The 24,482-nt window shown below is 71.5% G+C and carries 21 protein-coding genes; 13 read left to right on the top strand and 8 right to left on the bottom strand.

The window, feature by feature from the left end; all coding sequences use genetic code 11:
- Positions 1-43 precede the first annotated feature (43 nt).
- Together ACFWA9_RS28550 and ACFWA9_RS28545 are read right to left on the bottom strand one after the other, a co-directional pair.
- Complete coding sequence (locus ACFWA9_RS28550) at positions 44-697, bottom strand: MBL fold metallo-hydrolase (protein ID WP_352288124.1); 654 nt, start codon at positions 695-697, stop codon at positions 44-46.
- 131 nt (positions 698-828) lie between these two features.
- A complete protein-coding gene (locus ACFWA9_RS28545; RefSeq protein ID WP_380390753.1) occupies positions 829-1,596 on the bottom strand; it encodes a maleylpyruvate isomerase family mycothiol-dependent enzyme in 768 nt (255 codons plus the stop codon).
- A 271-nt stretch (positions 1,597-1,867) separates the two neighbouring features.
- Between ACFWA9_RS28545 and uvrA the strand changes: the two genes are divergently transcribed.
- The 11 genes from uvrA to ACFWA9_RS28490 all read left to right on the top strand — a co-directional run bounded on the left by uvrA (position 1,868) and on the right by ACFWA9_RS28490 (position 15,012).
- Entirely contained in the window at positions 1,868-4,771 is a 2,904-nt protein-coding gene (gene uvrA / locus ACFWA9_RS28540; RefSeq protein WP_380390752.1) for an excinuclease ABC subunit UvrA, read from the top strand.
- A gap of 139 nt (positions 4,772-4,910) precedes the next feature.
- On the top strand, positions 4,911-5,369 hold the full coding sequence (locus ACFWA9_RS28535) for a Rieske (2Fe-2S) protein (RefSeq protein WP_352288129.1): 459 nt from the start codon (positions 4,911-4,913) through the stop codon (positions 5,367-5,369).
- Between the two features lie 51 nt (positions 5,370-5,420).
- The gene (gene uvrC, locus ACFWA9_RS28530; RefSeq protein ID WP_380390750.1) at positions 5,421-7,547 is read left to right on the top strand and encodes an excinuclease ABC subunit UvrC; all 2,127 of its coding nucleotides are present in this window, start codon (positions 5,421-5,423) and stop codon (positions 7,545-7,547) included.
- A gap of 124 nt (positions 7,548-7,671) precedes the next feature.
- Positions 7,672-8,577 carry an RNase adapter RapZ gene (rapZ, locus tag ACFWA9_RS28525; protein WP_329490007.1) on the top strand — a complete coding sequence of 302 codons (906 nt, stop codon included), beginning with the start codon at positions 7,672-7,674 and terminating at the stop codon, positions 8,575-8,577.
- A 224-nt stretch (positions 8,578-8,801) separates the two neighbouring features.
- Positions 8,802-9,773 carry a uridine diphosphate-N-acetylglucosamine-binding protein YvcK gene (gene yvcK / locus ACFWA9_RS28520; RefSeq protein WP_329492283.1) on the top strand — a complete coding sequence of 324 codons (972 nt, stop codon included), beginning with the start codon at positions 8,802-8,804 and terminating at the stop codon, positions 9,771-9,773.
- Complete coding sequence (gene whiA, locus ACFWA9_RS28515) at positions 9,764-10,744, top strand: DNA-binding protein WhiA (protein WP_329490008.1); 981 nt, start codon at positions 9,764-9,766, stop codon at positions 10,742-10,744. The genes yvcK and whiA overlap by 10 nt, the downstream gene beginning before the upstream one ends.
- A gap of 297 nt (positions 10,745-11,041) precedes the next feature.
- A complete protein-coding gene (gene gap, locus ACFWA9_RS28510) occupies positions 11,042-12,046 on the top strand; it encodes a type I glyceraldehyde-3-phosphate dehydrogenase (RefSeq protein WP_329490009.1) in 1,005 nt (334 codons plus the stop codon).
- 153 nt (positions 12,047-12,199) lie between these two features.
- The gene (locus ACFWA9_RS28505; RefSeq protein ID WP_329490010.1) at positions 12,200-13,405 is read left to right on the top strand and encodes a phosphoglycerate kinase; all 1,206 of its coding nucleotides are present in this window, start codon (positions 12,200-12,202) and stop codon (positions 13,403-13,405) included.
- Positions 13,406-13,409: 4 nt separating this feature from the next.
- On the top strand, positions 13,410-14,195 hold the full coding sequence (gene tpiA, locus ACFWA9_RS28500) for a triose-phosphate isomerase (protein WP_352288133.1): 786 nt from the start codon (positions 13,410-13,412) through the stop codon (positions 14,193-14,195).
- 87 nt (positions 14,196-14,282) lie between these two features.
- Entirely contained in the window at positions 14,283-14,519 is a 237-nt protein-coding gene (gene secG, locus ACFWA9_RS28495) for a preprotein translocase subunit SecG (protein ID WP_359804430.1), read from the top strand.
- Positions 14,520-14,724: 205 nt separating this feature from the next.
- Positions 14,725-15,012, top strand: a complete 288-nt coding sequence (locus ACFWA9_RS28490; RefSeq protein ID WP_030308030.1) for an RNA polymerase-binding protein RbpA — start codon at positions 14,725-14,727, stop codon at positions 15,010-15,012.
- A 75-nt stretch (positions 15,013-15,087) separates the two neighbouring features.
- Here the strand turns inward: ACFWA9_RS28490 and pgl are convergent, their stop codons facing one another.
- The 5 genes from pgl to tkt form a co-directional block, all read right to left on the bottom strand.
- A complete protein-coding gene (pgl, locus tag ACFWA9_RS28485; RefSeq protein ID WP_380390746.1) occupies positions 15,088-15,876 on the bottom strand; it encodes a 6-phosphogluconolactonase in 789 nt (262 codons plus the stop codon).
- Positions 15,873-16,976, bottom strand: coding sequence for a glucose-6-phosphate dehydrogenase assembly protein OpcA (opcA, locus tag ACFWA9_RS28480; RefSeq protein ID WP_380390744.1), 1,104 nt, complete (start codon positions 16,974-16,976; stop codon positions 15,873-15,875). The genes pgl and opcA overlap by 4 nt, the downstream gene beginning before the upstream one ends.
- The gene (gene zwf / locus ACFWA9_RS28475) at positions 16,973-18,529 is read right to left on the bottom strand and encodes a glucose-6-phosphate dehydrogenase (protein ID WP_329492285.1); all 1,557 of its coding nucleotides are present in this window, start codon (positions 18,527-18,529) and stop codon (positions 16,973-16,975) included. The genes opcA and zwf overlap by 4 nt, the downstream gene beginning before the upstream one ends.
- A 61-nt stretch (positions 18,530-18,590) precedes the next feature.
- Positions 18,591-19,730: a transaldolase gene (gene tal, locus ACFWA9_RS28470; protein ID WP_380390742.1), complete on the bottom strand. Its 1,140-nt coding sequence runs from the start codon at positions 19,728-19,730 to the stop codon at positions 18,591-18,593.
- 93 nt (positions 19,731-19,823) lie between these two features.
- On the bottom strand, positions 19,824-21,923 hold the full coding sequence (gene tkt / locus ACFWA9_RS28465) for a transketolase (RefSeq protein ID WP_329490016.1): 2,100 nt from the start codon (positions 21,921-21,923) through the stop codon (positions 19,824-19,826).
- A gap of 467 nt (positions 21,924-22,390) precedes the next feature.
- Between tkt and ACFWA9_RS28460 the strand changes: the two genes are divergently transcribed.
- Positions 22,391-23,332 (top strand): heme o synthase, encoded by a 942-nt coding sequence (locus ACFWA9_RS28460; RefSeq protein ID WP_329490017.1) that lies wholly within the window; start codon positions 22,391-22,393, stop codon positions 23,330-23,332.
- Between the two features lie 53 nt (positions 23,333-23,385).
- On the opposite strand, the gene ACFWA9_RS28455 is transcribed toward ACFWA9_RS28460, so the two are convergent.
- Positions 23,386-24,027: a DUF2461 domain-containing protein gene (locus ACFWA9_RS28455; protein ID WP_329490018.1), complete on the bottom strand. Its 642-nt coding sequence runs from the start codon at positions 24,025-24,027 to the stop codon at positions 23,386-23,388.
- 72 nt (positions 24,028-24,099) lie between these two features.
- On the opposite strand from ACFWA9_RS28455, the gene ACFWA9_RS28450 reads away from it, so the two are divergent.
- Complete coding sequence (locus tag ACFWA9_RS28450; protein WP_352288142.1) at positions 24,100-24,438, top strand: hypothetical protein; 339 nt, start codon at positions 24,100-24,102, stop codon at positions 24,436-24,438.
- Positions 24,439-24,482: the final 44 nt, after the last annotated feature.

Here is a 24,482-nt window from a genome sequence, read left to right as displayed (position 1 = left end):
CGACCGAGCAGTGGTCGCGGGCCCGCCGTTCGTCGTACCGGGGCTACCAGCCGCGCTCGCGCCACTCCTGGAGGTGCGGGCGCTCGGCGCCGAGGGTGGTGTCCTTGCCGTGGCCGGGGTACACCCAGGCCTCGTCCGGCAGCACGTCGAAGATCTTCTCGTTGACGTCCCGGTAGAGGCTCTCGAAGGCGGCCCTGTCGTCCCAGGTGTTCCCGACGCCGCCGGGGAAGAGGCAGTCGCCGGTGAAGACGTGCGGGTGGCCCTGGGGGTCGTCGTAGACCAGCACGATGGCGCCGGGGGTGTGCCCGACCAGGTGCCGGACGGTCAGCTCGATCTGCCCGAACCGCAGCGGCTCGCCGTCCTCCAGCAGCAGCTCGGTCGGGACGTCGATGCCCTCGGCGTCGTACCGCCCGGCGGCGGTGCGGGCGCCGGTCGCCGCGACCACCTCGGCGAGCGCGCCCCAGTGGTCGTGGTGGCGGTGCGTGGTGACCACGGTGGTCAGCTCGGCACCGACCGTCTCCAGCAGCACCGGCGCGTCGGCGGCGGCGTCGATCAGCAGCTGCTCGTCGGTGGCCCGGCAGCGCAGCAGGTAGGCGTTGTTGTCGTACGGGCCGACGGCCGCCTTGGTGATGATCAGGTGGGCCAGCTCGCGCACGTCCGGCGGCCCGCCGACCTTGACCGCTCCGTGGTACGTCATCCGTCCGCTCCTCGTCGTTCCGGGGCCGCCGTCGGCATCGCCCCTGCTGCCAGCATCGTCGCGCGGCCGGGCCGCGTCTTGTGGATCTTCCCGCGCCGGGGCCCGGCCCCGGTGCGGGTGCCCGCCCCGCGTCAGCCCAGCGGCGGGAGCGTGGGCAGCGCGGCGCGGCCGTCGGCGAGCTGGTCGCCGCCGCGGTGGACCTGCAGGCCGTCGCCGTCGGAGCGGCCGGAGAGCCAGGCGGCGAGCGCCCGCACCGGGCCCTCGGCGGTCAGCCCGGGCCCCTCGCCGGCGGTGCCGATCACGGCCCGGTCCTCGGTGTCGTCGGCGACCAGCTCGACCGCGGGCAGGCCCCCGGCGCCCGCCAGTCGGTCGGACAGGCGCCGGAACTCGGCCACCGCGAAGAGCTCCGGCCAGTGCGCGGGGGAGTAGCCGGCGGCCAGGTCGACGTGGTGGTACTCGACCTCCATCAGCCGCTTCCACGGGATGTCGGCGGCCGGGAAGACGTAGCCGGTGCGGTGGCGCACCGAGGCCGTCCAGGCCCCGGGCTGCAGCGCACCGGCGGCCGCGGTGAACCGCTCGTCGGAGTCGCGCAGGTCGTCGAGCTGGACGTCGAGCGGGCGGCCGGCGCCGTCCTCGATGCCCTGGTCACGGGCCTCGTCGCTGGGGTACTGCGGGATGTCGGTGGCGGTCCGGGCGCCGTCGAGCAGATTGACCAGCGAGTCCGCGTTGCGGGCCAGGTGGGCCAGCACGTGGCCGCGAGTCCAGCCCGGCAGGGCGGAGGGCTCCGCGAGGGCCTCGGGCTTCAGTCCGGCCACGGTGTGCAGCAGGTGCCCGGTGCTGGTGGCGACCAGCCGGAGCCGCTCGTCGGCGAGGTCGGCGGCGGTCTGGGGGTCGGTCATCGGTGGCGGCCTCCGTCGGAGTGGTCGGCAGCGTTGCCCGCACGGGCACTCGCTCGTTGACGAGGGTGACGCTATCTCCGATGTCACGGCTGAGCAGGGCTTTTCTCGAACAGGCCCGGTCAACGTCGAGCAGGTCTCTCACTCGATCGGGTGGACTCCGCTGGACAAGGTCGAGAATCGAACGCCTGAGCTATAGGCTGGCAGGCGCATCCTGGAAGAAGTACACCTCTCACGCAAAGCCATCTCGCCCCGGAGAAAGGCGCCAGAAGCAGTGGCCGACCGCCTCATCGTCCGCGGTGCTCGCGAGCACAACCTCAAGAACGTCTCGCTCGACCTGCCCCGCGACTCCCTCATCGTCTTCACGGGCCTCTCCGGCTCCGGCAAGTCCTCGCTCGCCTTCGACACGATCTTCGCCGAGGGCCAGCGCCGATACGTCGAGTCGTTGTCCTCCTACGCCCGTCAGTTCCTCGGGCAGATGGACAAGCCCGACGTCGACTTCATCGAAGGCCTCTCCCCGGCCGTCTCGATCGACCAGAAGTCCACCAACCGGAACCCGCGCTCGACCGTCGGCACCATCACCGAGGTCTACGACTACCTGCGCCTGCTGTTCGCGCGGATCGGCAAGCCGCACTGCCCGCACTGCGGCCGCCCGATCGCCAAGCAGTCCCCGCAGGCGATTGTGGACAAGGTGCTGGAGCTCACCGAGGGCACCCGGTTCCAGGTGCTCAGCCCGGTGGTGCGCGAGCGCAAGGGCGAGTTCGTCGACCTCTTCGCCGACCTCCAGTCCAAGGGCTACGCCCGGGCCCGGGTGGACGGCGAGACGGTCCAGCTCGCCGAGCCGCCCAAGCTCAAGAAGCAGGAGAAGCACACCATCGAGGTGGTCATCGACCGCCTCACCGTGAAGAGCAGCGCCAAGCGCCGGCTGACCGACTCGGTGGAGACGGCCCTGCGGCTCGGCGGCGGCATGGTCGTGCTCGACTTCGTCGACCTCCCGGAGGGCGACCCGGAGCGCGAGCGGATGTACTCCGAGCACCTCTACTGCCCGTACGACGACGTGTCGTTCGAGGAGCTGGAGCCGCGCTCGTTCTCCTTCAACTCGCCGTTCGGCGCCTGCCCGGACTGCTCCGGCCTGGGCAACCGGATGGAGGTCGACCCGGAGCTGGTCGTCCCCGACGAGGAGAAGTCGCTGGACGAGGGGGCCATCCACCCGTGGTCCGGCGGCCACACCAAGGAGTACTTCCAGCGCCTGATCGACGCCCTCGCCGGCGAGCTGGGCTTCCGGACGGACCTCCCCTGGGCCGGGCTGCCGGCCCGCGCCAGGAAGGCGCTGCTGTACGGGCACAAGCACCAGGTCGAGGTGCGCTACCGCAACCGCTACGGCCGGGACCGCTCCTACACCACGGGCTTCGAGGGCGCGGTGCCGTTCATCCAGCGCCGGCACACCGAGGCGGAGAGCGACAGCAGCCGCGAGCGCTTCGAGGGCTACATGCGCGAGGTGCCCTGCCCGACCTGCCGGGGCACCCGGCTCAAGCCGGTCGTGCTGGCCGTCACCGTCGAGGGCCGGTCCATCGCGGACGTCTCGGCGATGTCGATCAGCGACTGCTCGGACTTCCTCGGCGCGATGAAGCTCAACGCGCGGGACAAGCGGATCGCCGAGCGCGTCCTGAAGGAGGTCAACGAGCGGCTGCGGTTCCTGGTCGACGTCGGCCTGGACTACCTCTCGCTGAACCGCGCGGCCGGCACCCTGTCCGGCGGCGAGGCCCAGCGGATCCGGCTCGCCACCCAGATCGGCTCCGGCCTGGTCGGCGTGCTCTACGTGCTGGACGAGCCCTCGATCGGCCTGCACCAGCGGGACAACCACCGGCTGATCGAGACCCTGGTCCGGCTGCGGGACATCGGCAACACCCTGATCGTCGTCGAGCACGACGAGGACACCATCAAGATGGCCGACTGGGTGGTCGACATCGGCCCGGGCGCCGGTGAGCACGGCGGCAAGGTGGTGCACTCCGGCTCGCTCAAGCAGCTGCTCGCCAACAAGGAGTCGCTGACCGGCCAGTACCTCTCCGGCAAGCGGTCCATCCCGATCCCGGCCACCCGCCGCGAGCGGGACAAGAAGCGCCAGCTGACCGTCCACGGCGCCCGCGAGCACAACCTCAAGGACGTCACGGTCGGCTTCCCGCTCGGGACGTTCACCGCGATCACCGGGGTCTCCGGCTCCGGCAAGTCGACGCTGGTCAACGACATCCTCTACACCCACCTCGCCCGGGAGCTGAACGGCGCCCGCAGCGTGCCGGGCCGGCACACCCGGATCACCGGCACCGACCAGGTGGACAAGGTCGTGCACGTCGACCAGTCGCCGATCGGCCGCACCCCGCGCTCCAACCCGGCCACCTACACCGGCGTGTTCGACCACGTCCGGCGGCTCTTCGCCGAGACGCAGGAGGCCAAGGTCCGCGGCTACCTGCCCGGCCGGTTCTCGTTCAACGTCAAGGGCGGCCGCTGCGAGAACTGCTCCGGCGACGGCACCATCAAGATCGAGATGAACTTCCTGCCGGACGTCTACGTGCCGTGCGAGGTCTGCCACGGCGCCCGGTACAACCGGGAGACGCTGGAGGTCCACTTCAAGGGCAAGTCCATCGCCGAGGTCCTGGACATGCCGATCGAGGAGGCGATGGACTTCTTCGAGGCCGTCCCGGCGATCGCCCGGCACCTGCGGACGCTCAACGACGTCGGCCTCGGCTACGTCCGGCTCGGCCAGTCCGCGCCGACCCTCTCCGGTGGTGAGGCGCAGCGCGTCAAGCTCGCCTCCGAACTGCAGAAGCGCTCCACCGGGCGGACGGTCTACGTGCTGGACGAGCCCACCACCGGTCTGCACTTCGAGGACATCAGCAAGCTGATCAAGGTGCTCTCGGGTCTGGTGGAGAAGGGCAACACGGTGATCGTCATCGAGCACAACCTCGATGTGATCAAGACCGCCGACTGGATCGTCGACATGGGCCCCGAGGGCGGCTCCGGCGGCGGCATGGTGGTGGCCGAGGGCACGCCGGAGCAGATCGCGGCGGTCTCCGAGAGCCACACCGGCAAGTTCCTCCGGGACATCCTCCCGGGCGAGTTCACCGACGCCCCGGCGCCGGTGAAGGCCCCGCGCAAGCGGGCGGTCGCCAAGAAGAAGTAGCGCCGCGAGGTCGGCGGCACGACACCGGCCCGGCCGACCCCCGTTCGGGGGGCGGCCGGGTAAGGGCCGCATAGAATCACCGCCGACCGGCGCCGCGGGGGACCCGCGGCGAACCGCAGCGACTCCAGGAGCGAACCACATGTCCGAGGCCCCCGAGAGCCCGCTGGGCGAGAACCCCGCCACCTCCCGCCGCACCCTGCTCTGCGGTGCCGCGGCCGTCCTCGCCGCAGGCGGCGGCACGCTGGCGGTCGCCGGCTGCTCCTCGTCGTCCTCGTCCACCTCCACGTCCTCCGGGCCCAAGACCCCGGTGGACGTCGGCCCGGCCACCGCCGTGCCGGTCGGCGGCGGCACCGTCTACCGGGACAAGAAGATCGTGGTGACCCAGCCCAACGCCGGCGAGTACAAGGCGTTCAGCGCCACGTGCACCCACGCCGGCTGCATCGTCGACCAGGTCAAGAACCAGAAGATCCAATGCCCCTGTCACGGCAGCATGTTCGCCATCACCGACGGCGCGGTGCTGGACGGACCGGCGCCCACCCCGCTCCCCGCCTACTCCGTGGCGGTCGAGGGCGGCAACCTCAAGGTGACCCCGAGCTGAACCAGTTGATCTCCCCTCCGCAGCCCCGGCCCGACTCGGTACGGTGGACCCATGGCTGACCCGTCCACCTACCGCCCCGCACCGGGCGCGATCCCGACCTCGCCGGGCGTCTACAAGTTCCGCGACGCCCACGGGCGGGTCATCTACGTCGGCAAGGCCAAGAGCCTGCGGCCCCGGCTGTCGTCCTACTTCCAGGACCTCGCCGGGCTGCACCCGCGGACCGCGACGATGGTCACCACGGCCGCCTCGGTGGAGTGGACGGTCGTCGCGACCGAGGTCGAGGCGCTCCAGCTGGAGTACTCCTGGATCAAGGAGTTCGATCCCCGCTTCAACGTCAAGTACCGCGACGACAAGAGCTATCCGGAGCTCGCGGTCACCCTCAACGAGGAGTACCCGCGGGTCCAGGTGATGCGCGGGGCGCACAAGAAGGGCGTGCGCTACTTCGGCCCCTACGGGCACGCCTGGGCGATCCGCGAGACGGTCGACCTGCTGCTGCGCGTCTTCCCCGTCCGCACCTGCTCCAACGGCGTCTTCAAGCGGGCCCGCCAGGTCGGCCGGCCCTGTCTGCTCGGCTACATCGGCAAGTGCGCCGCGCCCTGCGTCGGCAAGGTCTCGGCCGAGGAACACCGCGAGCTGGCCGAGGACTTCTGCGACTTCATGGCCGGCCGCACCGGCAACTACCTGCGCCGGCTGGAAGAGCAGATGCGGGAGGCCGCCGCCGACCTGGAGTACGAGAAGGCGGGCCGGCTGCGGGACGACATCGGGGCGCTGAAGCGCGCGATGGAGAAGAACGCCATCGTCCTCGCCGACGCCACCGACGCCGACCTGCTCGCCCTCGCCGAGGACGAGCTGGAGGCGTCCGTCCAGATCTTCCACGTCCGCGGCGGCCGGGTCCGCGGCCAGCGCGGCTGGGTCACCGACAAGGTCGAGGACGTCGACACCGCGGCCCTGGTCGAGCACGCCCTGCAGCAGCTCTACGGCGGCGGCGACGGCGCCGTGCCGCGCGAGGTGCTGGTGCCCGCGCTGCCGGAGCCCGCCGAACCGGTCCGGGAGTGGCTGACCGGCCTGCGCGGCAGCCAGGTCGACCTGCGGATCCCGCAGCGCGGCGACAAGAAGGACCTGATGGCCACCGTGCAGCGGAACGCCCAGCAGGCGCTGGCGCTGCACAAGACCAAGCGCGCCTCCGACCTCACCACCCGCAGCCGCGCCCTCCAGGAGATCGCCGACGCGCTGGAGCTGGACTCCGTCCCGCTGCGGATCGAGTGCTTCGACATCTCGCACCTCCAGGGCGAGGACGTGGTCGCCTCGATGGTGGTCTTCGAGGACGGCCTGGCCCGCAAGAGCGAGTACCGCCGGTTCCAGATCAAGGGCTTCGAGGGCCAGGACGACGTCCGCTCGATGCACGAGGTGATCGGACGCCGGTTCCGCCGCTACCTCCAGGAGCGCGAGCAGACCGGGGAGTGGGCCGTTCCCGAGGCGGACGACCCCGGCGCGCCCGCGGAGGCCGGCGCACCCGGGCCGCACGGCGCCGCCCGCGGGTCCGACGACCCCGACGGCCCGGAGGTCGTGGTCGGCCCGGTGGACCCGGAGACCGGCCGCCCGCGCCGCTTCGCCTACCCGCCGCAGCTGCTGGTCGTCGACGGCGGCCAGCCGCAGGTCGCCGCCGCCAAGCGCGCCCTGGACGAGCTCGGCATCGACGACGTCGCCCTCTGCGGCCTGGCCAAGCGGCTGGAGGAGGTCTGGCTGCCCGGCGAGGACGACCCGGTGGTCCTGCCGCGCAGCAGCGAGGGCCTCTACCTGCTCCAGCGGGTCCGCGACGAGGCGCACCGGTTCGCCATCACCTACCAGCGCAGCAAGCGGTCCAAGCGACTCACCGCCGGGGAGCTGGACTCCGTCCCCGGCCTCGGCGAGACTCGCCGCCAGGCGCTGCTCAAGCACTTCGGCTCGCTGAAGAAGCTCCGGCTGGCCACCGTCGACGAACTCTGCGCCGTCCCCGGCATCGGACGCCGGACGGCGGAGACTGTTGCGGCGGCGTTGTCGTCCCGTCCATCCGCGACACCCGCCGTGAACACCGCCACCGGCGAGATCATCGATGACGGCGCCGTCCCGGCCGGCCCGGCGGCCGGCACCGGGACCGACGCCGCACCCCAGACCGCACCATTCCAGGAGACGCCATGACGGCCGACGCCGTCCGTCAGCCGGCGCGCCCCGCGTTCACTCGCCCGAGTGAGCAGGGGAAGCGTGGCCGTGCCGCGCGCGTTCTCCACAGCAGAACCACCGAGAGCGGGGAACCGAAGTGACGATGTCCGACGATGGCGGCACCGCCCGACCACTGGCCGCGGGCGAGAACGTGCCGGAGCTGGTGATCATCTCCGGGATGTCCGGAGCCGGCCGGTCGACGGCGGCCAAGTGCCTGGAGGACCTGGGCTGGTTCGTGGTGGACAACCTGCCGCCGGCCCTCATCCCGACCATGGTCGACCTCGGCGCCCGTTCCCAGGGGAACGTCGCCCGGATCGGCGCCGTGGTCGACGTCCGCGGCCGCCAGTTCTTCGACGACCTGCTCACCTCGCTGGACGAGCTGGAGAAGCGCGGCGTCCGGCTGAGCGTGGTCTTCCTGGACTCCTCCGACGACGCCCTGGTCCGGCGCTTCGAGAGCGTGCGCCGCCCGCACCCGCTCCAGGCCGACGGCCGGATCGTGGACGGCATCGCCCAGGAGCGCGACCTCCTGCGCGAGCTGCGCGGCGAGGCCGACCTGGTGATCGACACCTCCAACCTCAACGTGCACCAGCTGCGGGCCAAGCTGGACGCCCAGTTCGCCGACCACGACGAGCCCGAGCTGCGCGCCACCGTGATGTCCTTCGGCTTCAAGTACGGCCTCCCGGTCGACGCCGACCTCGTGGTGGACTGCCGCTTCCTGCCGAATCCGCACTGGGTGCCGGAGCTCCGCGCCCGGACGGGCACCGACGCCGACGTCGCCGACTACGTGTTCCAGCAGCCCGGTGCCAACGAGTTCCTCAACGGCTACGCGGAGCTGCTGCGCATCATCACCGAGGGGTACCGCCGCGAGGGGAAGCGTTACATGACCCTTGCCGTAGGCTGCACCGGTGGCAAGCACCGCAGTGTCGCGATGTCCGAGCGGCTGACCAAGCGTCTGATCGCGGACGGCGTCGAAACGGTGCTGGTCCACCGTGACATGGGACGGGAGTAGCCGCCTCACCCCCTGCCGGGCCGCCGGTGGAGGCCGGCGGCGGGCAAGAGGAACGCGAGGTAGGTGTGACGGGATACGTGCCCGGGCGGCAGCTGCAGAACAAGACCGCCGACCGGACGGGGGTCCCGTCGCGCGGCGCGTCGCCCAACCGGCCGCGGACCGGCCAGGTCCGCACCAGCCCGGCCCGTACCAACCAGGCACCCCGCGGCAACCAGGCGCCCCGGATCGCCGCCCTCGGCGGCGGTCAGGGGCTCTCGGCCTCGCTCTCCGCCCTCCGCCGGCTCACCACCGACCTCACCGCCGTGGTCACCGTCGCCGACGACGGCGGCTCCAGCGGCCGGCTGCGCGAGGAGCTCGGGGTGCTGCCCCCGGGCGACCTCCGCAAGGCGCTGGCCGCGCTCTGCGGCGACGACGACTGGGGCCGGACCTGGTCCGAGGTGATCCAGCAGCGCTTCACGGGCTCCGGCGGCCTGGGCGGCCACGCCGTCGGCAACCTGCTGATCGTCGCGCTCTGGGAGAAGCTGGGGGACCCGGTCGCCGCCCTGGACTGGGTGGGCCGGCTGCTGAACGTCCAGGGCCGGGTGCTGCCGATGTCGGCGGTACCGCTGGACATCGAGGCGGTCGTGCGCGGCCACGACCCGGCCAGCCCGGGCGAGCTGTCCGCCGTCCGGGGCCAGGCGAGCGTCGCCGTGACGCCCGGCACCGTGCAGTCCATCCGGCTGCTGCCGGACGGGCCGCCGGCCGTCCCGGAGGCCGTCACGGCCGTCCGGGAGGCGGACTGGGTGGTGCTCGGGCCCGGCTCCTGGTTCACCAGCGTGCTGCCCCACCTGCTCGTCCCCGAGCTCGCCGAGGCGCTCACCGAGACCCGCGCGCGCCGGCTGCTCACCCTGAACCTGGCCCCCCAGCCCGGCGAGACGGAGGGCTTCACCCCGCAGCGCCACCTGGAGGTCATCGCCGACCACGCACCCGCCCTCGCGGTGGATGCGATCCTGGTGGACGAGCGCGCCGTCACCGGCGGCGCCTTCGGCCAGGCGGACCTGGCCGGCCTGGAGAAGGCCGCGGAGCGGATGGGCGCGGCCCTGGTGCTCGGCCGGGTCGCCCGTACCGACGGCACGCCGCGACACGACCCGGAGCTCTTGGCCGCCGCGTACGACCGGATTTTCCGGACACATGGAAGGATCGGGCCATGGCGATGACTCCAGCGGTGAAGGACGAAATCAGCCGGCTCCCGGTCACCCGGGCCTGCTGCCGCAAGGCGGAGGTCTCGGCGATCCTGCGTTTCGCGGGCGGGCTGCACATCGTGAGCGGCCGCATCGTGATCGAGGCGGAGCTGGACACCGGGGCGGCAGCGCGACGCCTGCGCAAGGACCTCCTGGAGATCTTCGGACACTCCTCGGACCTGGTGGTGATGGCGCCCGGCGGTCTGCGGCGCGGCAGCCGCTACGTGGTGCGGGTGGTCAAGGACGGCGAGCTGCTGGCGCGGCAGACCGGTCTGGTGGACGGCCGCGGCCGGCCGATCCGGGGCCTGCCCCCGGCCGTCGTCTCCGGGGCGACCTGTGACGCGGAGGCGGCCTGGCGGGGCGCCTTCCTGGCGCACGGCTCGCTCACCGAGCCCGGCCGCTCCTCCTCGCTGGAGATCACCTGCCCCGGCTCCGAGGCGGCCCTCGCCCTGGTCGGCGCGGCCCGCCGGCTCGGCATCCCGGCCAAGGCCCGCGAGGTGCGCGGCGTCGACCGGGTGGTGATCCGGGACGGCGACGCCATCGGCGCGCTGCTGACCCGCCTCGGCGCCCACGAGTCGGTGCTGGCGTGGGAGGAGCGGCGGATGCGGCGCGAGGTCCGGGCCACCGCCAACCGCCTGGCCAACTTCGACGACGCCAACCTGCGCCGCTCGGCCCGGGCCGCGGTCGCGGCCGGCGCCCGGGTGCAGCGCGCGCTGGAGATCCTCGGCGAGGAGGTGCCGGACCACCTGGCCGCCGCCGGCCAGCTGCGGATGCAGCACAAGCAGGCCTCGCTGGAGGAGTTGGGCGCCCTGGCCGACCCGCCGCTGACCAAGGACGCGGTGGCCGGCCGGATCCGCCGGCTGCTGGCGATGGCCGACAAGCGCGCCTCCGAGCTCGGCCTGCCGAGCACCGAGGCCAATCTGACCGACGAGATGGCGCTCAACTAGCGATCACAGCCAGTGACGGCAGACCAGCCGGTGTCCGGATTCCGGGCACCGGCTGTGCCGTGTCCGGACGGTGCGGCCGGGGGGCTCCGGACCGGTCCGCGCGGGCCGCGACCAACTGCCCCCGACGGCAAGGACGGAAGCCCTGCTCGCACCCTCTTGACACGCCACGCCAAGGCGTCCGACCCGGCCTGATGTGCCCTCCCAGGCCTTGGAGAGGTAGGGTCATAGGCGGTCGGGGACCTCCCAAATTCCACCCCGTCGGCATAGCTCCGGCGTACCTAACGAGGAGATCGGTTCGTGACGATCCGGGTAGGCATCAACGGATTCGGCCGCATCGGCCGCAACTTCTTCCGTGCGGTCAAGGCTCAGGGCGCGGACATCGAGATCGTCGGTGTCAACGACCTGACCGACACCAAGACCCTGGCGCACCTGCTCAAGTACGACTCGATCCTGGGCACCTTCCCGGGCGAGGTCTCGCACACCGAGAACAGCATCACCGTCGACGGCAAGACCTTCAAGGTCATCGCCGAGCGTGACCCGGCCAACCTCCCCTGGGGCGAGCTGGGCGTGGACATCGTGATCGAGTCCACCGGCATCTTCACCAAGGCCGAGGCGGCCAAGAAGCACATCACCGCCGGTGCCAAGAAGGTCATCATCTCGGCGCCCGCCACCGACGAGGACGTCACCATCGTGATGGGCGTCAACGACGAGAAGTACGACGCCGCCAAGCACGACGTGATCTCCAACGCCTCCTGCACCACCAACTGCGTGGCGCCGCTGGCGAAGGTGCTCAACGAGAACTTCGGCATCGTCAAGGGTCTGATGACCACGGTGCACGCGTACACCAACGACCAGGTCACCCTGGACTTCCCGCACAAGGACCTGCGTCGCGCCCGCGCCGCGGCCCTCAACATCATCCCGACGTCCACCGGTGCCGCCAAGGCCACCGCGCTGGTCCTGCCGGAGCTGAAGGGCAAGCTGGACGGCACCTCGCTGCGCGTCCCGGTCCCGACCGGTTCGATCACCGACCTGGTCGTCACCCTTGAGCGCGACGTCACCGTCGAGGAGGTCAACGCGGCCTTCCAGAAGGCCTCCGAGGGCTCCCTCAAGGGCATCCTGCAGTACACCGAGGACCCGATCGTCTCCTCCGACATCGTGAACTCGCCGTTCTCCACGATCTTCGACTCGCTGATGACCATGGTCCAGGGCAACCAGGTCAAGGTCTTCGGCTGGTACGACAACGAGTGGGGCTACTCGAACCGCCTCGTCAACCTGACCACCCTCGTCGGCGGCCAGCTCTGACGCAGCGGGAGCTGACGTGAAGTAGGGGGGAGGGCCCGGACACCGCACGCCGTCCGGGCCCTCCGTCTGCGCACCCTCGAAACTCAACTCCCAGGCGGCCCGCCGTTGTGCCGCTGCCAACAGCGCAACCATCTCCCCAGGAGACCGAAGACCGTGAAGACCATCGAAGACCTCGACGTCGCCGGCAAGCGCGTGTTCGTCCGCGCCGACCTCAACGTCCCGCTGTCCGACGGCACGATCACCGACGACGGCCGGATCCGCGCCGTCGCCCCGACCATCGCCAAGCTCGTCGAGCGCGGTGCGAAGGTCGTCGTCGCCTCCCACCTCGGCCGCCCGAAGGGCGAGCCCGACCCGCAGTTCTCCCTCGCGCCGGTGGCCGCCCGCCTCGGCGAGATCCTCGGTACGCCGGTCTCGTTCGCGACCGACACCGTGGGCGAGAGCGCGAAGGCCACCGTCGCCGCCCTGGCCGACGGCGAGGTCACGCTGCTCGAGAACCTGCGCTTCAACGCCGGTGAGACCAGCAAGGACGACGCCGAGCGCGGCGCCTTCGCCGACGAGCTGGCCGCGCTGGCCGAGCTGTACGTCGGCGACGGCTTCGGCGCCGTGCACCGCAAGCACGCCTCGGTGTACGACCTGCCGGCCCGCCTGCCGCACGCCGTCGGCGACCTGATCGCCGCCGAGGTGGCCGTGCTCAAGCGGCTCACCGAGGAGGTCGAGCGGCCGTACGTGGTCGTCCTGGGCGGGTCCAAGGTGTCCGACAAGGTCGGCGTGATCGAGAACCTGCTCGGCAAGGCCGACCGCATCCTCATCGGCGGCGGCATGGCGTACACCTTCCTCGCGGCCCTGGGGCACGAGGTCGGCATCTCGCTGCTGCAGAAGGACCAGATCCCGGTCGTCCTGGACTACCTGGAGCGGGCGAAGGCGAACGGCGTCGAGTTCGTGCTGCCGGTGGACATCGCGGTCTCCGGGTCGTTCCCCGACACCAAGACCCACAAGCCGGTCGAGGACTTCGCGGTCGTCGACGCCGACAAGATCCCCGCGGACAAGGAGGGCCTGGACATCGGCCCGAAGACCCGGGAGCTGTTCGCGGCGAAGCTGGCCGACGCCAAGACGGTGTTCTGGAACGGTCCGGTCGGTGTCTTCGAGCACCCGACCTTCGCCGAGGGCACCAAGGCCGTCGCGCAGGCCCTGCTCGACAGCGACGCGTTCACCGTGGTCGGTGGCGGCGACTCCGCCGCGGCCGTCCGCATCCTGGGCTTCGACGAGACGAAGTTCGGGCACATCTCGACCGGCGGTGGCGCCAGCCTTGAGTACCTGGAGGGCAAGACGCTCCCCGGTCTCGCCGCCCTGGAAGGCTGAGGCAATGACTGAGCGTCTCCCGCTGATGGCGGGCAACTGGAAGATGAACCTCAACCACCTTGAGGCCATCCAGCACACCCAGAAGCTGGCGTTCGCGCTGGCCGACAAGGACTACGAGTCGGTCGAGGTCGCCGTTCTGGTGCCGTTCACCGACCTGCGCTCGGTGCAGACCCTGGTCGACGGCGACAAGCTGAAGATCAAGTACGGCTCGCAGGACATCTCGCAGCACGACTCCGGTGCCTACACCGGCGAGATCTCCGGCCCGATGCTGTCGAAGCTGAAGTGCACCTACGCGGTGATCGGCCACTCGGAGCGCCGCCAGTACCACGGCGAGAACGAGGAGATCGTCAACGCCAAGGTCAAGGCCGCCTACCGCAGCGGGGTCACCCCGATCCTCTGCATCGGCGAGCCGCTGGAGATCCGCAAGGCCGGCACCCACGTCGAGTACACCCTGGCCCAGCTCGACGGCGCCCTGAAGGACGTCCCGGCCGACCAGGCCGAGTCCGTCGTGGTCGCCTACGAGCCGGTCTGGGCGATCGGCACCGGCGAGGTGGCGACCCCCGAGGACGCCCAGGAGGTCTGCTCGGCCATCCGCAAGCGGATCGCCGAGCTGTACGACGCCCCGCTGGCCGAGAAGGTCCGGGTGCTCTACGGCGGCTCGGTCAAGTCCTCCAGCGCGGCCGGCCTGATGGCCAAGCCGGACGTCGACGGCGGCCTGATCGGCGGTGCCTCCCTGGACGCCGACGAGTTCGTCAAGATCGTGCGGTACCGTGACCAGGCAGTAGGCTAACGCCGCCGCAGCAACGTAGGCTTTGGGGCCGGACCGCATCGTGCGGCCCGGCCCCTTCGCCGAAGATACGAGAGAGTTGGTCCCGCCGTGGTTCTCGGGTTCTCGATTGCCCTGATCATCTTCAGCCTGCTGATGGTCCTCCTGGTGCTGCTGCACAAGGGGAAGGGCGGCGGCCTGTCCGACATGTTCGGTGGCGGCGCGATGTCCACCGGCGGCGGCTCGGCCGTGGCCGAGCGCAACCTGGACCGCATCACGGTCATCGTGGGTTTCGCCTGGTTCGCGTGCATCATCGTGCTCGGCCTGGTGCTCAAGTACAAGAGCTGACGTATCTCTGACGCCCTGTCGCCCCGCGGCCTATGCTGGAACGGTCCGGGGCGGAGTCGGTGACGGTGCATCCTTAACTCCTGCTTACACTAGGACGACTTTAGCCACCGACGCGCACCGCGGCGGGTCGGCGCACCAGCACGCAGGGAGTCAGACCGTGGCAAGTGGCAACGCCATCCGTGGCAGCAGGGTCGGAGCCGGCCCGATGGGCGAGGCGGAGCGCGGCGAATCCGCCCCCCGCAACCGGATCTCCTTCTGGTGTGCCAACAAGCACGAGACCCGTCCCAGCTTCGCCGCGGAGGCGGTCATCCCGGACACCTGGGACTGCCCGCGGTGCGGGTTTCCGGCCGGCCAGGACGAGCACAACCCGCCGGCCCCCTCGCGCAACGAGCCCTATAAGACCCACCTCGCCTACGTCCGTGAGCGGCGCACCGACGCCGACGGCGAGGCGATCCTCGCCGAGGCGCTGGCCAAGCTGCGCGGTGAGATCTGAGCACCTGACCGACGCCGAAGGGCGCCACCGTGGAGAACGGTGGCGCCCTTCGTCATGCCGTCGGGCCGAACGCGGTCAGGCCGAGGCCGGCGGGTACAGCTGCGGCGGGAGCTGAGCCGCCGCCGCGCGGTCCAGCAGCCACAGGGTCCGGCTCCGTCCGTGGGCGCCCGAGGCGGGCGCCTGGAGCTCGCCCGGGCCGGACAGGGCCAGCGCCACGGCGCCGGCCTTGTCCTCGCCGGCCGCCAGCAGCCAGACCTCGCGGGCCGCCCGGATGGCCGGGAGGGTGAGCGAGATCCGGGTCGGCGGGGGCTTGGGCGCACCGCGCACGCCGACCACCGTCAGCCCGGTCTCCCGGACGCCCGGGTGCTCGGGGAAGAGCGAGGCGACATGGGTGTCCGGGCCGACGCCGAGCAGCAGCACGTCGAAGGCGGGCACGCCGAGGCGGTCACCCGGACCGGCGGCCTTGGCCAGCTCCTCCGCGTACCGGGCCGCGGCGGCCTCGACGTCCGAGCCGTCGACGCCGTCCGAGGCGGGCATCTCGTGCACCCGGGCCGGGTCGAGCGAGACGGCGTCGAGCAGTTCCGCCCGGGCCTGGACGGCGTTGCGCTCGGCGTTGTCGGCGGCGACGAAGCGCTCGTCGCCCCACCAGAGGTCCAGCCGGGCCCAGTCGACCGCGTCCCGGGCGGGGGAGGCGGCGATGGCGGCGAGCAGCGCGTTGCCGTTGCGCCCGCCCGTGAGCACCACCGAGGCGGTGCCGCGGGCGGCCTGGGCGTCCACGATCCGGGTGATCAGCCGGGCCGCGGCCGCCTGGGCCATCAGCTCCTTGTCCCGGTGGACGACCAGCTGCGGGGTCGCCGCCGTCACGAGGACGCCTTCTTGCCGGTGCGCTTGGCCGGGGCCTTCTTCGCCGGGCCGGCCTCCCCGGCCGGCTCCGACGCGTCCTGGACCTTGGCGGTCACCCGGGTCGGGTTGGCCACCGCGGCCTCGGAGACCACCGCCCGGGTGGCCTCCTCGGCCGCCTCGGTCTCGGCGCTGTCCGGCTGGCTCAGCCGCTCGACCGGCGTGCGGACGGCCGTCGCGTAGATGTCGTCCGGGTCGAGCCGGCGCAGCTCCTCCGCGATCAGCTCGGACGTCTCGCGACGCTTGAGCGCCACCTGGCGGTCCGGCGAGCCGGGCATCGACAGGGTGCCCATCAGGCCGTCCGGGCGGTCCAGGGTGATGTCCCCGTCCTTGGTGCGCAGGTGCACCGCGGTGATGCCCGGGCCGCCGGTGACGACCCGCTCGACTGGCACGTGCAGCCGGTTGTGCAGCCAGAGACCGAGCAGCTCGACGCTGGGGTTGTACGACTCGCCCTCGACCACCGCGGAGGTGACCTCGGAGGGTCGCTGGTCCAGTGCGGCGGCCAGCATCGAGCGCCAGCCGGTGATCCTGGTCCAGGCCAGGTCGGTGTCGCCCGGGGTGTAGCTCTGGGCCCGCTGGGCGAGCTGGCCCACCGGCGACTCGGCGGTGACGGCGTCGGTGATCCTGCGCTGGGCGATCGAGCCCAGCGGGTCCTGTGCCGGGTGCAGCGGCGCATTCTCGGGCCACCAGACCACCACCGGGGCGTCCGGCAGGAGCAGCGGCAGGACGACCGACTGGGCGTGCGCGGCGAGCTCGCCGTGCATGCGCAGGACGACCGTCTCGCCGGAGCCGGCGGCGGTGCCGACCAGGATCTCGGCGTCCAGGCGGGTCTCCGCGCGCGCCCGGGGCGAGCGCCCGGCGCGCTTGATGACCGCCAGGGTGCGCGAGGGGTGCTCGCGGGAGGCGTCGTTGGCGGCCTTGAGGGCGTCGTAGGCGCTGCCCTCGTCGGTCACGATCACCAGGGTGAGCACCATGCCGGCGGCGGTGGAGCCGCTGGCCCGGCGGGCCTCCATCAGGGCTGCGTTGATCTTGCTGGACGTGGTGTCCGTGAGGTCGATCTTCATGGCCGGCGCCAGCTCCTGCCGTCTCGTGCGAGCATCTCGTCGGCCTCGACCGGACCCCAGGTCCCTGCCGGGTACTGGGCGGGCTTGCCGTGGTCGTCCCAGTACTTCTCGATCGGGTCGAGGATCTGCCAGGAGAGTTCGACCTCCTGGTGGCGCGGGAACAGGTTGGCGTCGCCGAGCAGCACGTCGAGGATGAGCCGCTCGTAGGCCTCCGGGCTGGACTCGGTGAAGGACTCGCCGTAGGCGAAGTCCATCGTGACGTCCCGGACCTCGAAGGAGGTCCCCGGCACCTTGGAGCCGAACCGCACCGTCACGCCCTCGTCCGGCTGGACCCGGATGACCAGGGCGTTCTGCCCCAGCTCCTCGGTCGCGTAGGAGTCGAACGGCAGGTACGGGGCGCGCTGGAAGACCACCGCGATCTCGGTGACCCGGCGGCCGAGCCGCTTGCCGGTGCGCAGGTAGAACGGCACCCCGGCCCAGCGGCGGTTGTTGATCTCCAGCTTGATGGCCGCGTAGGTGTCGGTCTTGGAGTCCGGGTTGATGCCGTCCTCGTCGAGGTAGCCGAGCACCTCCTCGCCGCCCTGCCAGCCGGCCGCGTACTGGCCGCGCACGGTGTGCTTGCCCAGGTCGGCCGGGAGCTTGACGGCGCTGAGCACCTTGAGCTTCTCGGCCACCAGCGCCTTGGGGTGGAACGAGGCCGGCTCCTCGATGGCGGTGAGCGCCATCAGCTGGAGCAGGTGGTTCTGGATGACGTCGCGGGCCGAGCCGATGCCGTCGTAGTAGCCGGCCCGGCCGCCGATGCCGATGTCCTCAGCCATGGTGATCTGCACGTGGTCGACGTACGACCGGTTCCAGATCGGCTCGAACATCTGGTTCGCGAAGCGCAGCGCCAGGATGTTCTGGACGGTCTCCTTGCCCAGGTAGTGGTCGATCCGGAAGACCTCGTCACGGGGGAAGACCTCGTGGACGATCCGGTTCAGCTCCTGGGCGCTCTCCAGGTCGTGGCCGAAGGGCTTCTCGATGACGGCGCGCCGCCAGGAGCCCTGGGGCGGGTCGGCCAGGCCGTGCTTCTTCAGCTGCTGGACGACGGTCGGGAAGAACTTCGGCGGTACCGAGAGGTAGAACGCGAAGTTGCCGCCGGTGCCCTGGGCCTTGTCGAGCTCCTCGATGGTCGCCCGGAGCTTGTCGAAGGCGTCGTCGTCGTCGAAGGTGCCGTGGACGAAGCGCATGCCCTTGGCGAGCTGCTGCCAGACCTCCTCGCGGAACGGGGTCCGGGCGTGCTCCTTGACCGCGTCGTGGACCTCCTTGGCGAAGTCCTCGTCCTTCCACTCGCGGCGGGCGAAGCCGACGAGCGAGAAGCCCGGCGGCAGCAGGCCGCGGTTGGCCAGGTCGTAGATGGCCGGCATGAGCTTCTTGCGGGACAGGTCGCCGGTGACCCCGAAGATGACCAGGCCGGACGGCCCCGCGATGCGCGGGAGCCGCCGGTCGGTGGGGTCACGAAGCGGGTTGACGGGAGCGGCGGGAGCGTCGCTCGGGTCCGAGTCCGACGTCAACTCAGGGAAATCAGTGCTCACTGGATGTGCTCCGCTTTCGTGCGCTGGCTGTGAGCAGGGGTCACTTCTCGTCGGCGAACGAGGCGAGCGAGGCGGTGACGGTGTCGAGCAGCTCGTTCCAGGACTGCTCGAACTTCTGGACGCCCTCGTCCTCCAGGACCTGGACCACGTCGTCGTAGTCCACGCCGGCGGCGGCGATGGCGGCCATCACCTCGGTGGCGTCGGCGTAGTTGGGGACGATGGTGCCGCCGGTGATCACGCCGTGGTCGCCGGTGGCCTCCAGGGTGGCCTCGGGCATCGTGTTGACGGTGCCGGGGGCGACCAGCTCGGTGACGTAGAGGGTGTCCGGCAGGGCCGGGTCCTTGACGCCGGTGGAGGCCCAGAGCGGGCGCTGCGGCTTGGCGCCGGCGGCCTCCAGGGCCTTCCAGCGGTCGCTGCCGGCGGACTTGCCGTCGACGCTGCCGAAGACCTCCTCGTACGCCTGGTAGGCCAGGCGGGCGTTGGCCAGGGCGGCCTTGGAGCGCAGCTGCTTGGCGTCGCCGCCGACCTCGTCGAGGCGCTTGTCGATCTCGGTGTCCACGCGGGAGACGAAGAAGGAGGCGACCGACTCGATCTGCGAGAGGTCCAGGCCCTTGGCCTTGGCGCCCTCCAGACCGGTCAGGAAGGCGTCGATCACCGCGCGGTAGCGCTCCAGCGAGAAGATCAGCGTGACGTTGACGCTGATGCCCTTGCCGATGACCTCGGCGATCGCGGGCAGGCCGGCCTTGGTGGCGGGGATCTTGATGAAGACGTTCGGGCGGTCGACCAGCCACCAGAGCTGCTTGGCCTCGGCGACGGTCGCGGCCGTCTCGTGGGCCAGCCGCGGGTCGACCTCGATGGAGACCCGGCCGTCGCGGCCGTTGGAGGCGTCGTAGACCGGGCGCAGCACGTCGGCGGCGTCCCGGACGTCCGAGGTGGTGATCATGCGGACGGCTTCGTCGGTGGTGACCTTGCGGACGGCGAGGTCGCGCAGCTGGCCGTCGTAGGAGGAGTCCCCGCCGCCGATGGCCTTCTGGAAGATGGTGGGGTTGGTGGTGACGCCCACCACGTGCTTGTTCTGTACCAGCTCGGCGAGGTTGCCGGTGTTCAGTCGCTTCCGGCTGAGGTCGTCCAGCCAGATCGCCACGCCTTCGTCGCTGAGGCGCTTCAGTGCGTCAGTCATGGTGCTCAGTCCTTCTTCTGTCTTCATCTGTCTGTGGGGTCGTCAGACGGGCCGCGTACCCGCTGTGCGGGCGGGCACGCGGCCCAGGCGGTACTAGCGGTTGACGGCTTCGAGCGAGCGCAGGGCGTTGTGCGCCTCCGCGACGACCCGCTCGGCGGTCAGACCGAACTCCTCGAAGAGCACCTGGTAGTCGGCGGAGGCGCCGAAGTGCTCCAGCGAGACGATCCGGCCGTGGTCGCCGACCAGCTCGCGCCAGCCCTGGGCGATGCCGGCCTCGACCGAGACGCGGGCCCGGACCGACGGCGGCAGCACGCTGTCGCGGTAGGCCTGGTCCTGCTCCTGGAACCACTCGAAGGACGGCAGCGAGACCACGCGGGTCGCGACGCCCTCGGCCTCCAGGACCTCGCGGGCCCGGACGGCCAGCTGGACCTCGGAGCCGGTGGCGAGCAGGATCAGCTGCGGGTCGCCGGTCGACGCCTCGGCCAGGACGTAGCCGCCCTTCGCGGTGCCCTCGGCGGAGCCGAAGACCTCGCGGTCGAAGGTCGGGACGTTCTGGCGGGTGAGCGCCAGGCCGACCGGGCCCGGGTGGCTGCTGTGCCGCTCGACGATCGTGCGCCAGGCGACGGCCGTCTCGTTGGCGTCGGCCGGGCGGACCATCGACAGGCCCGGGATGGCGCGCAGCGAGGCGAGGTGCTCGACGGGCTGGTGGGTCGGGCCGTCCTCGCCGAGGCCGATCGAGTCGTGCGTCCAGACGTAGGTGACCGGCAGCTTCATCAGCGCGGCCAGGCGGACGGCCGGGCGCATGTAGTCGGCGAAGACCAGGAAGGTGCCGCCGAAGACCCGGGTCCCGCCGTGCAGCGCGATGCCGTTCATGGTCGAGCCCATGGCGTGCTCGCGGATGCCGAAGTGGATCGTCCGGCCGTAGGGGCTGGCCGACTTCAGCGGGTTGCCCTCGGGGAGGAAGGAGCTGTCCTCGTCGATGGTGGTGAGGTTGGACTCCGCGAGGTCGGCCGAGCCGCCCCACAGTTCCGGGATCACCGCGCCGAGCGCCTTGAGGGTCTCGCCGGAGGCCTTGCGGGTGGCGACGTCCTTGCCGGCCGCGAAGACCGGGACGGCCTTCTTCCAGCCGTCGGGGAGCTCGCCGGCCTGGATGCGGTCGAACTCGGCGGCGCGGTGCGGGTGGGCGGCGCGCCAGGCGTCGAGGGAGCGCTGCCACTCGTCGCGGGCGGCCTTGCCGCGCTTGATCACCTGGCGGGCGTGCTCGATGACCTTGTCGCTGACCTCGAAGGTCTTCTCCGGGTCGAAGCCCAGGACCTTCTTGGTGGCGGCGATCTCGGCGGCGCCGAGCGCGGAACCGTGCGCCTTGGCGGTGTTCTGCGCGTCCGGGGCCGGCCAGGCGATGATGGTGCGCATCGCGATGATCGACGGGCGGGAGGTCTCGGCCTTGGCCGCGGCCAGCGCCTCGGCCACGAGGGCCACGTCGATGTCGCCGTTGGACTTCGGGGCGACCCGCTGCACGTGCCAGCCGTACGCCTCGTAGCGCTTGAGCACGTCCTCGGAGAAGGCGGTCTCGGTGTCGCCCTCGATCGAGATGTGGTTGTCGTCGTAGAGCGCGACCAGGTTGCCCAGCTTCTGGTGGCCGGCCAGCGAGGAGGCCTCGGCGGAGATGCCCTCCTCCAGGTCGCCGTCGGAGACGATGGCCCAGATGGTGTGGTCGAACGGCGACTCGCCGGCGGGGGCGTCCGGGTCGAACAGACCGCGCTCGAAGCGGGCGGCCATCGCCATGCCCACGGCGTTGCCGATGCCCTGGCCGAGCGGGCCGGTGGTGGTCTCGACACCCGCGGTGTGACCGTGCTCGGGGTGGCCCGGGGTGCGGCTGCCCGCGACCCGGAACGCCTTGAGGTCGTCCAGCTCCAGGCCGTAGCCCGAGAAGTAGAGCTGCGTGTAGAGGGTCAGGCTGGTGTGCCCGGGAGAGAGGACGAAACGGTCGCGGCCCACCCAGGCCGGGTCGGTCGGGTCGTGGCGCAGGAAGCGCTGGAAGATCAGGTACGCCGCCGGGGCCAGCGACATGGCCGTCCCGGGGTGTCCGTTGCCGACCTTCTGGACCGCGTCCATGGCCAGGACGCGGGCGGTGTCGACCGTCCGCTCGTCCAGCTCGGACCACTCGAATGCATTCGTCGGCGTCGTGCTCACCCTGTCTCAGGGCTCCTTCCGTTGTGAAGAGTGACCCCGTGAAGGGGACCGGGTCGGCCACGTCGATGGGGCCGGACGCTGGGTGGTGCCGGTCACGGAGGGTAGATCCCGCTTCTCGGTGCGAGCCTACCGTCCGGGTCGGGGATCACCCTCCGTGCTGAGACAACGGGCATTTCCGTATGGCGATTCCCACGAGGGTTCGAAGGGTTCTTTTGTCCCAGCCTCTCCCGGTTTCACGGCCTCTGCCCGTTCGGGGGCCGGGACGGGGGACAGGTGTCGCAGCAGGTCGGCTTCGTGTGTTCGCCCAGGGGTTCACCCAGGGGTGTGCGTTCCGCCCCGCCCGGGGGACCCCGGAGCCGGTGGGGAGATATGGAGCGTCTAAGGTGGCGTGGTACGCGCAGAGCGGACGATTCGGGAACATCGTTCCGGTGGACGCCTGCGAAGATTCATCTTCAGTTGGGGTGTTAGTGACCGCCGTCGAATCCCGTCCCGCCGGGGTCACCGGGGCGACGCCTGCGCACCGGCCGTTCGGGGCCCGTGTCGGCGCATTCGTCGCACTGACCAAGCCTCGGATCATCGAACTGCTGCTGATCACCACCGTCCCGGTGATGTTCCTGGCGCAGCGCGGTGTCCCGGATCCGCTGCTGGTCCTCAAGGTGGTCATCGGCGGCTACCTGTCGGCCGGTGGCGCCAACGCCCTCAACATGTATATCGACCGCGACATCGACGCGGTGATGTCGCGCACCGAGCGGCGGCCGCTCGTCACCGGGATGGTGTCACCGCGCGAGGCGCTGGTCTTCGGCATCGCGCTGGCGGTCGGCTCCACGCTCTGGCTCGGCTTCCTGGTCAACGCGCTCTCCTCGCTGCTGGCGCTGTCGGCCCTGCTGTTCTACGTGTTCGTCTACACGCTGGGGCTGAAGCGGCGCACCGCGCAGAACATCGTCTGGGGCGGGATCGCCGGCTGCATGCCGGTCTTCGTCGGCTGGGCGGCGGTCACCGGCTCGGTGTCCTGGTCGGCGCTGGTGCTCTTCCTGGTCATCTTCTTCTGGACGCCGCCGCACTACTGGCCGCTGTCGATGAAGGTGCGCGAGGACTACGAGCGGGCCGGCGTGCCGATGCTCCCGGTGGTCAAGGGCAACCTGGCGGTCGCCAAGCAGATCGTCCTCTACTCCTGGGTGATGGTCGCCGTCTCGCTGGCGCTCTGGCCGCTGGCGGAGACCAGCTGGCTGTACCCCGTCTCGGCGGTCGTGCTGGGCGCGGCCTGGCTGAAGGAGGCGCACGGACTGTACGCCCGGGCCAAGGCCGGGGTGGTCGGCGCGAAGCTCAAGGAGATGCGCCTCTTCCACTGGTCGATCACCTATCTGACGCTGCTGTTCGTGGTGATCGCGGTGGATCCGTTCGTGAAGTAGCCGCCGACGCGGAGAAGGGGCCCCGGTCTTCGGACCGGGGCCCCTTCCGCGTCTCAGCGCGGGGGCAGTTCGGAGGGTCCCACCCGGTCGTCGAGCCAGTCCCGCAGCGGCTGGGAGGCCCGCAGGAAGCCGGTGATCCGGTCGTGGGCGGCCCGGGTGCCGAGCCACGCCGCCGGCGGCCACTCCTGCCAGGCGACCAGCCCCTTGTGGCGGAGCAGCTCGATCCGCGGGTGGTCCCGGGGGTAGCCGCGCGGGGCGGACCTGAGGCTGTCCCGGCCGACCACCTCCGGCCCGGCCGCGCGGACCCGGGCGATCACCCGCTCCAGCTCGGCGCCGCCGACCTCCTCGGCGACGGCGGCCCGGTAGCGCGCCAGCTGGTCCGGGGCGAGCCGGTACAGCCCGTTGCCGCAGGCCAGGCCGTCGGCGGAGAGCTGGATGTAGCCGCCGCTCTCCAGGTGGGCGCCGATGTGCGTCTTGTACGGGGACTTGTCGGCGCTGAACCGGACGTCCCGGTTGGGGCGGAAGATCTTGCCCGGCCCGAAGCCGGGCTCCAGCTCGGCGAGCAGTCGCTCCATCGGCTCCCGCACGGCGTGCTCGTACCGGTCCTTGTGGGACTGCCAGAAGGTCCTGGAGTTGTCGGTCTCCAGGTGCTCGTAGAACTCTAGGGCCTCGGCCGGCCAGCCTTGGAAGGTCACCGCTCCAGTATGTGGTCCGGTGCACAGCCCGGTCCCGTCGCCAGCTCCGCTACCGATCGGTAGCATGCGGGCATGAGCAGCGCAGAGACCGCCACCCCCGCCGCGCCGGACGCCCGCGTCGAGCGCCGCGCCAAGCGCATCGCCAAGCACCTGACCGCCTTCGCCGAGCAGCACGGCGGCAGCGCCGACGGCGTCGTCGAGTACGTGGGCACCGTCGCCACCCGGATCGTCGTGGTCGGCGCGGACGGCGCCTGGGGCGACCAGGTCGCCCCGAGCTACGCCGTCGGCCGCCGGGCCGCCGAGCTGGCCGGGGTCACCCTGCACGACAGCTTCGAGGGCGAGCTGGGCCTGAAGGTCAGGACCGGCCCGTACGAGTGGAAGCGGATGGCCGGTATCCAGATCGGCGGCTGAGGCCGCGCCGAGTACGCGAGAGGGGCCCCGGGTTTCCCCGGGGC

This window comes from Kitasatospora sp. NPDC059973 (genome assembly GCF_042737525.1).
Classification (GTDB): domain Bacteria; phylum Actinomycetota; class Actinomycetes; order Streptomycetales; family Streptomycetaceae; genus Kitasatospora.
This window is presented reverse-complemented; position numbering and strand designations above follow the sequence as displayed.

Coding starts and splice junctions, on each gene's coding strand:
- whiA (WP_329490008.1), top strand. CDS start 9,764: ATGGCGATGACTCCAGCGGTGAAGGACGAAATCAGCCGGCTCCCGGTC.
- ACFWA9_RS28490 (WP_030308030.1), top strand. CDS start 14,725: ATGGGCGAGGCGGAGCGCGGCGAATCCGCCCCCCGCAACCGGATCTCC.
- opcA (WP_380390744.1), bottom strand. CDS start 16,976: ATGAAGATCGACCTCACGGACACCACGTCCAGCAAGATCAACGCAGCC.
- ACFWA9_RS28450 (WP_352288142.1), top strand. CDS start 24,100: ATGAGCAGCGCAGAGACCGCCACCCCCGCCGCGCCGGACGCCCGCGTC.
- uvrC (WP_380390750.1), top strand. CDS start 5,421: ATGGCTGACCCGTCCACCTACCGCCCCGCACCGGGCGCGATCCCGACC.
- rapZ (WP_329490007.1), top strand. CDS start 7,672: ATGTCCGACGATGGCGGCACCGCCCGACCACTGGCCGCGGGCGAGAAC.
- ACFWA9_RS28545 (WP_380390753.1), bottom strand. CDS start 1,596: ATGACCGACCCCCAGACCGCCGCCGACCTCGCCGACGAGCGGCTCCGG.
- tal (WP_380390742.1), bottom strand. CDS start 19,730: ATGACTGACGCACTGAAGCGCCTCAGCGACGAAGGCGTGGCGATCTGG.
- tpiA (WP_352288133.1), top strand. CDS start 13,410: ATGACTGAGCGTCTCCCGCTGATGGCGGGCAACTGGAAGATGAACCTC.
- ACFWA9_RS28550 (WP_352288124.1), bottom strand. CDS start 697: ATGACGTACCACGGAGCGGTCAAGGTCGGCGGGCCGCCGGACGTGCGC.
- ACFWA9_RS28535 (WP_352288129.1), top strand. CDS start 4,911: ATGTCCGAGGCCCCCGAGAGCCCGCTGGGCGAGAACCCCGCCACCTCC.